The following is a 13,350-nucleotide window of genomic DNA, read 5'->3' as shown; positions in this document are numbered from 1 at the left end:
GGCCGGTGGCACGGCGGGATCAGGCGGCGCGGCCGTCCAGCGTCGGTTGGTGGGCCACGCCGAGCGCGGCCTCCACCACCGTGACGAACTGTTCGGCGGCGCGGAGCAGGTCGTCGGCCTCCCGGGCGCTGACCACCCGGGGAATGCCCGCCTCGGCGGCGGCGCGCTTGCTGGCCCCGGCGGCGAAGAAGCGGGACCACTCGTCGAGCTCCGGCGCCACGGCGCAGAGGAGGACCCAGACGCTGGTGATCCGGTTGCGACGACTCGGCGCGGGCCGGGCCCGGGCGGCGAGCAGGGCAGCCGCCGCCCGCAGCGCCGCCAGGTGGGCAGCCGCGTAACGCAGGCCGTCGGGTCGGGTCTGGCCGGCCTCGACCAGCCCACGGCGGGCCAACGTGAGGAGTTGGACGGGGGTGCGGTGCGGCAGCACGTGCGCCGGCACCGTCGGTGCCTGAGCCGGGTTGGTCGGCATGGATGTCTCTCCTCCACGTGGCCGAGGCGTCACTGCGGCGGCTGATGCCACCGACGAGACGCCGAGGTCGGGTGGTGCGGAGGAAGACGCACCGGGTGTGGCCGGCCGGGTGTGGACGCTTCCCCACACCACACCCGGCCGGCGTACCGGCGGGTGCGTCGCCCGCTGCCCGGGGGTCGTGGGCGGCGGGCGACGCTCCTGCCTGTCGGGACCAGGCTCGCGACTGCCCGGAAACCCAGGTGCGGCCCGCGGCGCCGCACCGCCCGGAGTTGGCGCCGCGAAACGCCGCACTCCGGCTGGTTGGAACGGACGTTCGAGGCAATCGAACACTCGTTCTAACTGCTGCTGACAGTACACCTCCCCGCCGACGAAAATGCAACGTGTGACCCGCCCGACCGGGGACGCGCTCCCGCCGCGCGGGTAACTGCCGGCCGGCTGAACCGCGCACCAGCGGACCGGGAAGAATGGCGGGATGCAGCCACACCCGAACGTACGGGCGGTGCAGGACGCGCTCACCGCCGCCGGCACGCTCGACGGCACCGGTGCGCCAAGCACGATCCGCCTGCTGCCCGACGCGGTGCCCACCGCGGCAGCCGCCGCCGAGGCACTCGATGTCGAGGTCGGCCAGATCGCCAACTCGTTGATCTTCATCGCGGACGACGCGCCGCTGCTCGTGCTCACCTCCGGCGCGCACCGGGTGGACACCGCCGGCCTGGCCGCGTCGATCGGGGTCACCCGGCTGCGCCGGGCCACCCCGGAGTTCGTCCGGACGCACACCGGGCAGCCGATCGGCGGAGTCGCCCCGCTCGGGCACCCGCACCCGCTGCGCACCCTGGTGGACACGGCACTGGCGACGTACCCCGAGATCTGGGCCGCGGGCGGCGTACCGCAGGCGGTCTTCCCGACCACCTACGCCGAGCTGCTGCGGGTCACCGCCGGCAGCCCGGCCGAGGTGGCGTGAGCGAGCGGACCAGCGGGGACAGCGGCGAGGCGCTCGCACCGCCGCCGCGCGGTGACGCGAGCGCCGTACCGGAGCTGGTCACGCTGCACGTCTGGCGGACCTCCCCCGGCGCGCTGCCCCGGGCGCTGACCCGGATGGCGGTGGATCCACGCCGGCTGCGTGCCCTTCCGGGCGTCCGGTTCGGCAAGCTGCTGGGCACCGGGACCGGCACCGGCTTCGGCCCCGGCGACGCCGACCTGACCCGGTGGGCGGCGCTCACCGTCTGGGACTCCCCCGCCGCTGCGGCCGGCTTCGACGACTCGCCGGTCGGCCGCGCCTGGGCCGGCATCGCCCGCGCCCGGGCCCGGATCGACCTGCGCCCGCTGACCAGCCGGGGCGAGTGGTCCGGCCAGCTGCCGTTCGGCGACCCGGCCGGCGGTCGGGTCACCGGCCCGGTGCTGGCGCTGACCCGGGCCCGGTTGCGGGTCCGCCGGGCGGCCACCTTCTGGCGGGCGGTCCCCCCGGTGGCCGCCGCCCTGCGCGACGCGCCCGGCCTGCTGGCCCGGTTCGGGGTCGGGGAGGCACCGCTGGGTTGGCAGGGCACGGTGAGCGTGTGGCGTGACCCGACAGACCTGGTGGCGTTCGCGTACCGTCACCCGGAGCATCGGGCGGCGATCATGCGAACCCCCATCGCGGGCTGGTACGCCGAGGAGCTGTTCGCCCGGTTCGAGGTGCGCGACGTGGTCGGTGACCGGTCGGTGCTCGGATGGGCCGCCGACGGTGGTCCGGAAACGGTGAAGGGTGGACGGGCATGAGGTTGGTGCGCTGGACGTCGGACGATCTCGTCCGGCGGCTGGACGACGTGGTGGCCGTCTACGGCGAGGCGATGGGATACCGCACCGACCTGCTGGAGGCCCGGCGCGGCTACATCGCCACCCACGTCCGCCGGCCGGGTTTCCGGGCGGTCGCCAGTCTGACCAGCGAGGGTCACCTCGCCGGCTTCGGCTACGGCTATCTGGGCGCCGCCGGTCAGTGGTGGCACGACCAGGTGCACCGGGCGCTGGACGCCCCGACCCGCCAGCGCTGGCTCACCCACTGCTTCGAGGTGGTCGAGTTGCACGTACGGCCACCGGCCCAGGGGCACGGTCTGGGCACCGGCCAACTGCGCGCGCTGCTCGGCATGGCCGAGGGCGACACCACGCTGTTGTCCACCCCGGAGGCCGACGAGCAGACCTCGCGGGCCTGGCGGTTGTACCGGCGCTTCGGCTTCGTCGACGTGCTGCGCAACTTCCACTTCCCCGGTGACGAACGACCGTTCGGCGTACTCGGTCGGGACCTGCCGCTCGAGCCACCGGCGTCATGACCCGACGGATCTCCTGGACGCTGCTCGCCGTCCTGGTGCTCGCCCAGATCTGCTACCCGCTCACCACCGGTGCCACCAGGGCCGGGCTCACCGTGGCCACAGTCGTGCTCGGGTGGCTGCTCTCGGTGGGTCACGCGCTGCTCAGCCGGGGCCCGCGGGTCGCGGCGGCGCTGGTGGCGGTGGCCACCGGCGGTGGGTTCGCGATCGAGGCGATCGGGGTGGCCACCGGTGTGCCGTTCGGCAGCTACGACTACTCCGGCGAGCTGGGTCCCAAACTGGCCGGCGTGCCGCTGATCATTCCGCTGGCCTGGACCTGGATGGCCTGGCCGGCCTGGCTGGCGGCGGTCCGGCTCACCGGCGGCGGCGCGTCGCGGGCCGACGACGACGCGAACAGCAGCGGCGCGACGAACGGCGGCGGCGCCTCGCGGACCGGCCGCGGTGGGTCGGCGGCCGGGCTGTGGGTACGACGGATCGCGCTGGCCACCGTGGGGTTGGCCGCCTGGGACCTCTTCCTCGACCCGCAGATGGTGGCCGAGGGCTACTGGCGGTGGCGCGACGTCACCGCCGCACTGCCCGGCCTGGCCGGCATTCCGGTGAGCAACTACCTGGGCTGGCTGCTCTTCGCGGTGCTGATGATGAGCGCCCTGCGTCCGCTGGCCGGGCCGGCCGCCGCGCACACCGACCGGCGGGACGCCCCGATGGTCGCGCTCTACCTGTGGACGTACTTCTCCAGCATCCTGGCCCACGCGGTCTTCCTCGACCTGCCCGCGTCGGCGCTCTGGGGGGCCGCCGGCATGTCGGTGACCGCCGTCCCGCTGGCGGTGACCCTGTTGCGGGCCCGCCGGGGTCGGGACTCCCGCCGGGAGGACCACCAGCCGCACCGCCCCGGCGTCGACGCGACCCGATGACCGTCCTGCTCGCCCTGCTGATCGCCGTCGCCGCGCTGACCGGGCACACCTGGCTCAACGCCGCCGGATGGCTGCGCCGGCCCACCGACCGACCCGACGAGGTCGACGAGCCGGTCGCCGTGCTGCTGCCGCTGCGCGACGAGGCCGCCCGGGTCACGCCCTGCCTGCGCGCCCTGCTCGCCCAACGCGGTGTGCCGGGGCTGCGGATCGTGGTCCTCGACGACGGGTCGACCGACGGCACCGCCGACGTGGTCCGCGCGGTGGCCGGCGACGACCCCCGGGTCACGCTGCTCACCGGGGTCGCCCCACCGCCGGGCTGGTTGGGCAAACCGCACGCCTGCTGGCAGTTGGCCACCCGGGCCGACCCGGACGCCACAGCGCTGGTCTTCGTCGACGCCGACGTGGTGCTCGCCCCGCACGCGGTAGCGGCGGCCGTCACCGAGCTGCGCGCCGCCCGCGTGACGCTGCTGTCGCCGTACCCCCGGATCGTGGTGGCGACGGCGGCCGACCGGCTGGTGCAGCCGCTGCTGCAGTGGCTCTGGTTGACGTTCCTGCCGCTGCGCGCGATGGAACGCTCGGCGCGGCCGTCACTGGCCGCGGCGGGCGGGCAGTTCCTGGCGCTGGACCGGGCCGGCTACACCACCGCGGGTGGGCACGCCGCGGTCGCCGACAAGATCCTGGAGGACGTCGAGCTGGCCCGGGCGGTCAAGCGGGCCGGTGGGCGGATCGCCCTGGCCGACGGCTCGCGCCTGGCCACCTGCCGGATGTACGACGACTGGCCGCAACTGCGCGACGGGTACTCGAAGTCGCTCTGGGCGTCGTTCGGGCACCCGGGCGCGGCGGCGGCAGTGGTGGCGGCGCTGCTGCTGCTCTACACCGCCCCGCCGCTGATCGCGCTGGCCGGTCTGGTGGCCGGCGCGCCGGGGGTGGCCGCAGTGGGCCTGGCCGGCTACCTGCTCGGGGTGGCCGGGCGGGTGCTCACCGCGCGGGCGACCGGCGGCCGGTGGTGGCCCGACGCGCTCGCACACCCCGTGTCGGTCGTGGTCCTCGGTTGGTTGACCCTGCGGTCGTACCATCTGCGGAAGCGACGCCGCCTGACCTGGCGGGGCCGTCCGGTCAGCTAGGGAGGGCGCGGCATGGCGCGGATCGTGGTCGTCGGCGCCGGGGTGGGTGGCCTCGCCACCGCCGCCCGGCTGGCCGCCACCGGGCACCAGGTGACCGTCTTCGAGGCCGCCGACACTGTCGGTGGCAAGCTCGGTCGGTACGCGCACGACACCCCGGCCGGCCCGTTCCACTTCGACACCGGGCCGAGCCTGCTCACCCTGCCCCAGGTCTTCCACGACCTGTTCGAGGCGACCGGGGCGAAGCTCGACGAATACCTGGACCTGGTCGCGCTGGACCCGATCGTCCGGCACGTCTTCCCCGGCGGCGGCCCGACCCTTGACTCGTGCGCCGACCCGGTGGAGTTCACCTCCCGGATCGGGGCCGCCCTCGGTGACCGGGCGGCGGCCGACTGGCAGCGGCTGTGGCGTCGCGCCGAACGGGTGTGGCGGGCCTCCGAGCGCGACATTCTGCGCCGTACCGTCGACTCACCCCGCGACCTCGCGTCGCTGGCCTGGCGGCTCGGCGACCTGGCCGCCATCGCCCCGGGTCGCACCCTGCGCGGCCTGGGCCGCGGGCACCTGTCCGACCCGCGGCTGCGGATGCTGCTGGACCGGTACGCCACCTACACCGGCGCCGACCCGCGCCGGGCGCCGGCGGCGCTTGTCGCCGTCCCCTACGCCGAGCTGGCCTTCGGTGGCTGGTATCTGCGCGGCGGGCTGGGCACCCTCGCCGACGCGCTGCTGACCCGCTGCCTGGACCTCGGCGTGGTGGTGCAGACCGACGCCACTGTCACCCGGATCGACGCCACCGGTGGCCGGGTGCACGGGGTACGCCTCGCCGGTGTCACCGCGCCGGTGCCCGCCGACGTGGTGGTGGCCAACGTGGACGCGCTGACCGTCTACCGTGACCTGCTGCCGCACCCGGGTCGGCTGGCCGGGCTCACCGACCGCAGCCTCGCCGGTTTCGTGCTGCTGCTCGGTGTCTCCGGCAGCACCGGGCTGGCCCACCACAACGTCTTCTTCCCGGACGACTACGACGCGGAGTTCGACGCGGTCTTCGGAAACCCCGGCCGCGGCGTACGGGCCCGGCCGGCGGTCGACCCGACGGTGTTCGTCACAGTGGCCGACGACCCGATGGTCCGTCCGGCCGGACACGAGGCGTGGTTCGTGCTGGTGAACGCACCCCGCCACGGCAGTGCGGCGGGTGCTGTCGACTGGCGACGTCCGGGGCTCGCCGACGCGTACGCCGACCGGATCCTGGAGGTGCTGGCGCGGCGCGGCGTGGACGTACGCGACCGGCTGCTGTTCCGCGAGGTGCGCACCCCCGCCGACCTGGGCGCGGCGACCGGCGCACCCGGTGGTTCGATCTACGGCACCGCCGGTGGGTTGCTCCGCCCCGCCAACCGGGGCCCGGCGCACGGGTTGTGGCTGGTGGGCGGCTCCACCCATCCGGGCGGCGGCCTGCCGATGGTGACCCTGTCCGCGCAGATCGTCGCCGACGAGATCGGCCCGGCCTGGTAGCGCGCCGGCCGCTCAGCCGGCGACGGTTTCTGCGCGGCGGCCGCTGGCCCGGCCGCTCAGCCGGCGTCGAGCAGGGCCCGCCGGATGCTGGAGAGCAGTTGCCCGAGGCCGAAGCCGGCCAGCAGCACCCACACCGCGGTGGCCATGGTGATGGTGCCGGCGGCCAGGTCCGTCTCGATCAGCCCGGCCAAGCCGGCGACCACCAGGCCCGCCAGCGCCACCGAGACCCGGGTGGGGCGCTCCCCGACGGTGACCGCGCCGATGTCGCGCATGCCGGCGGCGACCGCCCGGGCCCGGACGTACTCGTGCAGCCAGGACAGCGCGCCGCCCGCGACGACAAGCGCGCCCGGCGCGCCGACCAGCCAGAACGCCAGCAGCCAGGCCACCTCACCGAGCCGGTCGGCGACCGAGTCGTAGACGTAGCCGAGCCGGGTGGTGCGGCCGGTGGCGACCGCCACCGCCCCGTCGACGCTGTCCGCGACAGCGGCGAGCAGCACGAACAACGCGCCGAGGAACGGCCCGTCGCCGGGCCGGGTGACGAGCAGCGGTACGCAGAAACAGAGCAGCACCCCGGCCACGGTGACCGCGGTGGGGCTGACCCGCAGCCGCCCCAGCACGTACCCCACGTGGTACGCGAACCGCAGCCAGGCGCGGACCACCGGGGCTGCGGCCCGCGGGTCGAACCCGCCGTGCAACCGCGCCCATGCCGTGGCGTACTGGTCCCAGTTCAGCTGTGTGCCCACCACGGATCAACCGTCGTGCCGGGCATCAGGTGTCGCAGGACCAGCATTCACACCCGCGCGCCGACCTTCAGGTTCTGCCAGACCTCGCGGGTCGCTGTGGACCGGTTGAGGGTGATGAAGTGGATGCCCGGCACACCCTCGTCCAGCAGTCGGCGGCTCATCTCGCTGGCCTGCTCGACACCGAGCTGGCGGACGGCCTCCGGGTCGTCGGCGACGCGTTCGAAGCGGGCCGCCAGCGCCGGCGGGAAGGGCGCACCGGACAGCTGCACGGACCGCTCGATAGTGCCGATCTGGGTCACCGGCATCACCCCGGCCAGGATCGGGGTGTCGCAGCCGGCGGCGGCCACCCGGTCCCGCAACCGCAGGTAGTCGTCGGCGTCGAAGAACATCTGCGTGATCGCGAACTCGGCCCCGGCCCGGCACTTGCGGACGAAGTGCGCGGTGTCGCTCGCCACATCGGGTGAGCGGGGGTGCTTGTACGGGAAGGCCGCCACGCCCACGCTGAAGTCACCGGCGTCACGGACCAGGCGGACCAGGTCCTCGGCGTAGTCGACGCCCTCGGGGTGCCGGACCCACTCGCCGCCCGGATTGCCCGGCGGGTCACCGCGCACCGCGAGCAGGTTACGCACCCCCACCCCGGCGAGCCGGCCGATCACGTGCCGCAGCTCGGCCACGGAGTGGTTGACGGCGGTCAGGTGGGCCATCGGCAGCAGGGTGGTGTCGGTGGCGATCCGCTCGGTCACCGCCACTGTGGTGTCCCGGGTCGAACCGCCCGCACCGTACGTGATCGACACGAACGACGGGCGCAACGACTCCAACTCGCGGATGGCCTGCCAGAGCAGCGTCTCCCCCGCCTCGGTCTTGGGCGGGAAGAACTCGAACGAGAAGGTCGGCTGGCGCTCACGGATGAGCTCCCCGATCGCCGGCTGGGGATTGGGGAGTACCGAGGGAAGACCGAGCGCCACGACCCGACTCTAGCGGGCGACACCACAGCGGCCCAGACGCTTTCCACCTCGCGGTCCCCTCCCGCACCGTCCGTCGGGTCCGGCGGGCGGACGGCGTCGTACCCCGGAGGTAGAACTGGGTGGCGTGGGAGGGGCGGCGGGGGCGGCGCCCAGGTCCCGCGTGGGGGTCAGCTACCCGCGGTGACGCCGGTCCCGTCCGATCGGGGCGGGTGGGTCGTCACCGCGCCGACGCCCGCCAGGAGGACCGATGACCCCGCCCCGATCGCCGCGCCCGGCGCAGCTCGGCCCGCTGCTGGCCCGGTGCCGGCTGGCCCGTGGCTGGAGCCAGCAGCGCGCCGCCGCCGAGTTGTGCGCCGCGGCCGGGGTGCCGACATTGAGCCGACACGAGGTGTCCCGGTGGGAACGACAGCGTCGGGTTCCCGGCGCGTTCTGGCTCGGCTGGCTCGCCGTGGTCCTGGACGTGCCGCTGGTGACGCTCACCGAGGCCGCCGCGGGCGCCCGCCGGACCGGCGCGACGCGTACCGCCCCCGGGTCGGGCCGCCCGGCGACGCCCGGTACGCGACCGGCGGGGCGCAGCGGCCCTGGTCGCACCGACGGGACTATGCGTGGCGGTACGGCACGGACCACGGCGACCCGCTAGCGTCGGTGCGTGACCCACGCTGCTCCCGTATCTCCCGTCGACCGTGCCGGCCTACGGCAGCGGGTCGACAAAGCCCTCAGCGAGTTCCTGACCGGCCAACGGGTGCGGCTCGCCGCCGTCGATGACGCCCTGGCTCCGGTGGCCGAGGCGATCGAGGCTTTCGTGCTCGGGGGCGGCAAGCGGCTGCGACCGGCATTCGCGTACTGGGGCTTCCGGGGCGCGGGTGGGCTCGACGGCGACCAGGTGCTCACCGCCCTGGCCGCGCTGGAGTTCGTCCAGGCCAGCGCCCTGATCCACGACGACCTGATGGACCGCTCCGACACCCGACGCGGCGAGCCCGCGGTGCACCGGCGGTTCGCCGCACGGCACCGGGAGGCCGGCTGGGGTGGTGACCCGGACGGCTTCGGCGACGCCGCCGCCATCCTGCTCGGCGACCTGTGCCTGGTCTGGTCCGACGAGTTGCTGCACTCCGCGGGGCTGGACCTGTGGTCGTTGGCGCGGGCCCGGCCGGTCTTCGACGAGATGCGCACCGAGGTCACCGTCGGACAGTACCTCGACGTGCTGACGCAGGCCACCGGCGACACCTCGGTGGAACGGGCCAGCAAGGTCGCCCGGTACAAGTCGGCGAAGTACACGGTCGAGCGTCCACTGCTGCTCGGTGCCGCGCTGGCCGACGCGACGGCCGACGTACGGGCGGCCTACTCGGCGTACGGGCTGCCGCTGGGTGAGGCGTTCCAACTTCGCGACGACGTGCTCGGTGTCTTCGGTGACCCGGGGCTGACCGGCAAGCCGGCCGGGGACGACCTGCGCGAGGGCAAGCGCACCTACCTGGTGGCGGCGGCCGTGGAGACCACCGACGAAGCCGGCCGCGAGCTGCTGCTCAGCCAACTCGGCAATCCGGAACTGGACGAGCGGGGCGTGGCTCGGCTCCGCGAGCTGATCACGGCGAGCGGGGCGTTGGCCCGCACCGAGCAGCGGATCGTGACGCTCACCGACGCCGCGCTCGCGGCGCTGACCGCTGTCGATCTCGACACCGAGGCCCGCCAAGCCCTGGTGGACCTGGCCATAGCCGCAACCCGCCGCTCCGACTAACCCCCGCTCCCCTCCCCCACCCCCACCCCCACCCCCTCCCACCCCCCTTTCCCCGCGTCGATCATGAAGTTATTGCCACTCGCATCGGCGTGTCGTGACAACAACTTCATGATCGACGAACAGAGGGTGGGGGGCGGGGGCAGGGGGGTTGGGGTTAGAAGGCTTGGGCTTGGGCTCGTCGTTTTACCTCGCGGGCCTGGTCGCCGGAGAGGGCGGAGGCCGGAGTGCCACCGGGGAGGGTGCCGTCCGGCTCGTACAGCCAGCGCAGGGCGGCCTCGTCGTCGTAGCCGTTGTCGGCGAGCAGGTTGAGCACGCCGGGCAGGTGCTTGAGCACTGTCTGGTTGGCGACCAGGTCCGCCGGGATCCGGCGCACGCCGTCGCGGCGGACCGCCAGCAACTCCCGGTCACGGATCATCTGGTGCACCTTGCTGATCGACACGTCGAGGCGCTCGGCGACGTCGGGCAGAGTCAGCCAACCGGCCGGGTCGGCGGGTCCGGCGAGCTCCAGGCTGGGCGCGGCCTGGTCGGGTACGGGTTCGGTCACCCGACCACCCTGCCACGCCACAGTGGCGACGGGCCACCGGCACCCCGTACGACCGGGCGGAGCCCACTCTCCTGAGCGCCGCGACCTGCGGATCAGGCAGCGGCGAGCGCAGCGGGGCGGACCCGTTCGGCGTCCGGCTGTAGCATCCGGTTCAACCTTCACCCCCTGGACACATAGACTCCCTGCCGATGGACACTCAGGTCGCCGACACGTTGCTTGGCTCGCTTATCGACGGGCGCTACCGCATTCGCGGTCGCGTGGCCCGTGGTGGCATGGCGACCGTGTACACCGCCACCGACGAACGCCTCGAGCGCACCGTCGCTGTCAAGATCATTCATCCGACCCAGGCCCCCGAGGCCAGGGCCCGGATCGCCAACTTCGTGGCCCGGTTCACCGACGAGGCGAAAACCATCGCCCGGCTGACCCACCCGAACGTGGTGGCGGTCTACGACCAGGGCACGCACGCCGGTCTGCCGTACCTGGTGATGGAGTACGTGCGCGGCCGTACGCTGCGCGACGTGCTGGCCGAGCGACGCCGGCTCAACCCGGACGAGGCGCTGGCCATCACCGAGCAGATGCTCGCCGCGATCGCCGCCGCGCACCGGTCCGGGCTGGTGCACCGCGACGTCAAGCCGGAGAACGTGCTGGTCGCCGAGGCCCCCACCGGCGGGGTCGCCAATCTGGTCGACAGCGTCGTCAAGGTGGCCGACTTCGGGTTGGCCCGGGCGGTCGAGGCGAGCGCCGACGAGGAACAGGGCAACCAGCTGATGGCCACCGTGGCGTACGTCGCCCCGGAGTTGGTCACCGAGGGCCGTGCCGATCCCCGCACCGACGTCTACTCGGCCGGCATCGTGCTGTTCGAGATGCTTGTCGGCCGGGTGCCCTACGACGGGGACCGCCCGGTGGACGTCGCCTGGCAGCACGTCGACCGGGACGTGCCGGCACCCTCGACGCTGGTGCCCGGCCTACCGTCGGTCCTCGACGACCTGGTGCAACGCGCCACTCGGCGTGATCCCAACGCGCGGCCCGCCGACGCCGGCGCACTGCTGGCCGAGGTGCAGATCGCCCGGGATCGGCTGGGTGACGCCAACAGCCACACCGCGGTGCTCCGCCCGGTGAGCGGCGAGCCACTCGCCCAGCCGACCATGATGGTCGCGACCGTCCGCCCGGCCGACCGTCCGGCCTGGGCGCGGCTGCCCGAGGGCGCCAGCCAGGGGCCGGGTCGGCGACGGGCCGTTCCGGAACCCGCGGCGGCGGGGCTGCTGTCCCGGCTCGCGGCGCTGCGCGGCACGCTGCTGGCGAGCCCGCGCGGCCGGCTGGCCGTCGCGGCGGTGGTGGTGACGCTGGGCCTGGTGGCCGCGATCGGGGGTTGGTGGTTCGGCGTCGGCCGTTACACGGACGCCCCGCAGCTGGTGAGCCTGAGCAAGGCCGAGGCGCAGGCGCGGGCCGACCGCGCCGGGCTCACCCTGAAGTACGGCGAGCCACGCTTCGACGAGCAGGCCCCGAAGGACAGCGTGTTGGGGCAGAGCCCGGCGTCCACCACCAAGATCGTCAAGGGTGGCACGATCACCCTGACCCTCTCCCTCGGCCCGGAACGCTTCCCCGTCCCGGACGTGATCGGCAAGGAGTTCGAGCTCGCCGAGGCGGACCTGGCGAACGTGAAGCTGGTGGTCGCGAAGGGCGCCGCCCGCTACGACGACAACCTGCCGGCCGGAGTCGTGCTGGACACCTCCCCCAAGGTGGGCACCGAGGTCAAACCCGGCGCGAAGATCACCCTCATTCTGAGCCGGGGCCGGGCACCGGTGACGGTGCCGAACCTGGTCGGTAAGAACCTCAACGAGGCGCGGGCCGCGCTGGCCCAGCTCAACCTGGTGCTTGCGGAGACCTACAAGGACTCCGACAAACCCAGGGATGAGATCCTTGGCCAGAGCCCGGCCGACGGCGCCGGCGTGGAGAAGGGCACCCAGGTCAAGGTGGACGTCAGCAAGGGCCCGGCCGCGGTCGTCGTACCCCGGGTGATCGACCTGCCGTGCCAGCAGGCCAAGCAGGCGTTGGAGAGTCAGGGCTTCCCGGTGACGGTCGCGGTCAACCCGAACGCCGTAGTCCGGATCCAGATCCCGGGCGAGAATTCGCAGGTGCCGCCGGGCACCCCGGTCACCCTCACGTGCTTCTGATGTCGGCGGCCACCTCGCGTCCGGTGGGCGCGCACACACCGACCTCGGGTGGGCTGGCCAAGGCCGCCCTGCCGTACGCCGACGCGACAGGCGCCCAGGTGATCCAGGTCTACGTCTCCAACTCCCGGGGCTGGGCGCTGCCCAACGGTGACCCCGGGCAGGACGCCCTGTTCCGCGACGGGTGCGCCGAGCGGGGCATCCCGGCGTTCATCCACGCCTCGCTGCTGGTCAACCTCGGCTCGCCCACCCCGGCGACCGTCGAGAAGTCGGCGCAGACCCTGGCCCACGCCCTCCGTCGGGGCGTCGCGACCGGCGCGCGGGCGGTGGTGTTCCACGCCGGCAGTGCGGTGGACGAAGGGTACGCCGAGACGGCGATGCGACAGGTCCGCCGGGAGTTGCTGCCGCTGCTCGACTGGGCCGCCGATGCCGGCGGGCCGATGCTGCTTGTCGAGCCGAGCGCCGGTGGCGGCCGGTCACTGGCGTCCCGGGTGGAGCAGCTCGGGCCGTACCTGGACGCGGTGGACCGGCACCCCATGCTCGGGGTCTGCTTCGACACCTGCCACGCCTGGGCCGCCGGCCACGACCTGGCGGCCGAGGGCGGCATGACGGCGACGCTTGACACCCTGGTGGCCACTGTCGGCGCGGACCGGCTGCGGCTGATCCACGCCAACGACTCGAAGGATCTGTGCGGCTCCACCCGGGATCGGCACGAGAACATCGGCAAGGGCACCATCGGTGAGCCCGCCTTCGCCGAGCTGATGGCCCACCCCGCCACCGCGGGCGTCCCGATCGTGGTGGAGACCCCGAGCGAGAAGCAGCTGGGCCACGCCGCCGACATCGCCACCCTGACCCGCCTCACCCCACCCGCCTGACCGCCACCCTCCTGAC

The 13,350-nt window shown here is 74.1% G+C and carries 14 protein-coding genes; 10 read left to right on the top strand and 4 right to left on the bottom strand.

The window, feature by feature from the left end; all coding sequences use genetic code 11:
- Positions 1-19 precede the first annotated feature (19 nt).
- Positions 20-469: an SAV_6107 family HEPN domain-containing protein gene (locus tag AB0B85_RS17645; protein WP_357408425.1), complete on the bottom strand. Its 450-nt coding sequence runs from the start codon at positions 467-469 to the stop codon at positions 20-22.
- A 472-nt stretch (positions 470-941) separates the two neighbouring features.
- Here AB0B85_RS17645 and AB0B85_RS17640 point away from each other — a divergent pair, with 472 nt between their 5' ends.
- The 6 genes from AB0B85_RS17640 (at position 942) to crtI (ending at position 6,304) form a co-directional block, all read left to right on the top strand.
- Positions 942-1,430: a YbaK/EbsC family protein gene (locus AB0B85_RS17640; protein ID WP_357408423.1), complete on the top strand. Its 489-nt coding sequence runs from the start codon at positions 942-944 to the stop codon at positions 1,428-1,430.
- Positions 1,431-1,504: 74 nt separating this feature from the next.
- Entirely contained in the window at positions 1,505-2,224 is a 720-nt protein-coding gene (locus AB0B85_RS17635; RefSeq protein ID WP_357408573.1) for a monooxygenase, read from the top strand.
- Positions 2,221-2,772 (top strand): GNAT family N-acetyltransferase, encoded by a 552-nt coding sequence (locus AB0B85_RS17630; protein WP_357408421.1) that lies wholly within the window; start codon positions 2,221-2,223, stop codon positions 2,770-2,772. Before AB0B85_RS17635 ends, AB0B85_RS17630 begins: the two co-directional genes overlap by 4 nt.
- Positions 2,769-3,680, top strand: coding sequence for a carotenoid biosynthesis protein (locus tag AB0B85_RS17625; protein ID WP_357408419.1), 912 nt, complete (start codon positions 2,769-2,771; stop codon positions 3,678-3,680). Before AB0B85_RS17630 ends, AB0B85_RS17625 begins: the two co-directional genes overlap by 4 nt.
- Positions 3,677-4,804, top strand: coding sequence for a glycosyltransferase (locus tag AB0B85_RS17620; protein ID WP_357408417.1), 1,128 nt, complete (start codon positions 3,677-3,679; stop codon positions 4,802-4,804). Before AB0B85_RS17625 ends, AB0B85_RS17620 begins: the two co-directional genes overlap by 4 nt.
- Positions 4,805-4,816: 12 nt before the next feature.
- Positions 4,817-6,304: a phytoene desaturase family protein gene (crtI, locus tag AB0B85_RS17615; protein WP_357408415.1), complete on the top strand. Its 1,488-nt coding sequence runs from the start codon at positions 4,817-4,819 to the stop codon at positions 6,302-6,304.
- Positions 6,305-6,360: 56 nt separating this feature from the next.
- Here the strand turns inward: crtI and AB0B85_RS17610 are convergent, their stop codons facing one another.
- Together AB0B85_RS17610 and metF are read right to left on the bottom strand one after the other, a co-directional pair.
- Entirely contained in the window at positions 6,361-7,050 is a 690-nt protein-coding gene (locus tag AB0B85_RS17610) for a CDP-alcohol phosphatidyltransferase family protein (RefSeq protein WP_357408413.1), read from the bottom strand.
- Between the two features lie 44 nt (positions 7,051-7,094).
- Positions 7,095-8,012 (bottom strand): methylenetetrahydrofolate reductase [NAD(P)H], encoded by a 918-nt coding sequence (metF, locus tag AB0B85_RS17605; protein WP_357408411.1) that lies wholly within the window; start codon positions 8,010-8,012, stop codon positions 7,095-7,097.
- 247 nt (positions 8,013-8,259) lie between these two features.
- Here metF and AB0B85_RS17600 point away from each other — a divergent pair, with 247 nt between their 5' ends.
- Both AB0B85_RS17600 and AB0B85_RS17595 read left to right on the top strand, forming a co-directional pair.
- Entirely contained in the window at positions 8,260-8,652 is a 393-nt protein-coding gene (locus tag AB0B85_RS17600; RefSeq protein ID WP_357408409.1) for a helix-turn-helix domain-containing protein, read from the top strand.
- A 9-nt stretch (positions 8,653-8,661) separates the two neighbouring features.
- Positions 8,662-9,744: a polyprenyl synthetase family protein gene (locus tag AB0B85_RS17595; protein ID WP_357408407.1), complete on the top strand. Its 1,083-nt coding sequence runs from the start codon at positions 8,662-8,664 to the stop codon at positions 9,742-9,744.
- Between the two features lie 154 nt (positions 9,745-9,898).
- Here AB0B85_RS17595 and AB0B85_RS17590 read toward each other — a convergent pair whose 3' ends face one another.
- Complete coding sequence (locus AB0B85_RS17590) at positions 9,899-10,288, bottom strand: Rv2175c family DNA-binding protein (RefSeq protein WP_357408405.1); 390 nt, start codon at positions 10,286-10,288, stop codon at positions 9,899-9,901.
- A gap of 188 nt (positions 10,289-10,476) precedes the next feature.
- Here AB0B85_RS17590 and pknB point away from each other — a divergent pair, with 188 nt between their 5' ends.
- Together pknB and AB0B85_RS17580 are read left to right on the top strand one after the other, a co-directional pair.
- The gene (pknB, locus tag AB0B85_RS17585) at positions 10,477-12,462 is read left to right on the top strand and encodes a Stk1 family PASTA domain-containing Ser/Thr kinase (RefSeq protein WP_357408403.1); all 1,986 of its coding nucleotides are present in this window, start codon (positions 10,477-10,479) and stop codon (positions 12,460-12,462) included.
- Positions 12,462-13,334: a deoxyribonuclease IV gene (locus tag AB0B85_RS17580; protein WP_357408401.1), complete on the top strand. Its 873-nt coding sequence runs from the start codon at positions 12,462-12,464 to the stop codon at positions 13,332-13,334. Before pknB ends, AB0B85_RS17580 begins: the two co-directional genes overlap by 1 nt.
- Positions 13,335-13,350 lie beyond the last annotated feature (16 nt).

It is taken from the genome of Micromonospora sp. NPDC049044 (assembly GCF_040649215.1).
Lineage (GTDB): Bacteria > Actinomycetota > Actinomycetes > Mycobacteriales > Micromonosporaceae > Micromonospora.
This window is presented reverse-complemented; position numbering and strand designations above follow the sequence as displayed.

Excerpts from the sequence above, each read along its gene's own strand:
- crtI (WP_357408415.1), top strand. The coding sequence starts at position 4,817 with ATGGCGCGGATCGTGGTCGTCGGCGCCGGGGTGGGTGGCCTCGCCACC.
- AB0B85_RS17645 (WP_357408425.1), bottom strand. The coding sequence starts at position 469 with ATGCCGACCAACCCGGCTCAGGCACCGACGGTGCCGGCGCACGTGCTG.
- AB0B85_RS17620 (WP_357408417.1), top strand. The coding sequence starts at position 3,677 with ATGACCGTCCTGCTCGCCCTGCTGATCGCCGTCGCCGCGCTGACCGGG.
- pknB (WP_357408403.1), top strand. The coding sequence starts at position 10,477 with ATGGACACTCAGGTCGCCGACACGTTGCTTGGCTCGCTTATCGACGGG.
- AB0B85_RS17625 (WP_357408419.1), top strand. The coding sequence starts at position 2,769 with ATGACCCGACGGATCTCCTGGACGCTGCTCGCCGTCCTGGTGCTCGCC.
- AB0B85_RS17630 (WP_357408421.1), top strand. The coding sequence starts at position 2,221 with ATGAGGTTGGTGCGCTGGACGTCGGACGATCTCGTCCGGCGGCTGGAC.
- AB0B85_RS17600 (WP_357408409.1), top strand. The coding sequence starts at position 8,260 with ATGACCCCGCCCCGATCGCCGCGCCCGGCGCAGCTCGGCCCGCTGCTG.
- AB0B85_RS17640 (WP_357408423.1), top strand. The coding sequence starts at position 942 with ATGCAGCCACACCCGAACGTACGGGCGGTGCAGGACGCGCTCACCGCC.
- AB0B85_RS17580 (WP_357408401.1), top strand. The coding sequence starts at position 12,462 with ATGTCGGCGGCCACCTCGCGTCCGGTGGGCGCGCACACACCGACCTCG.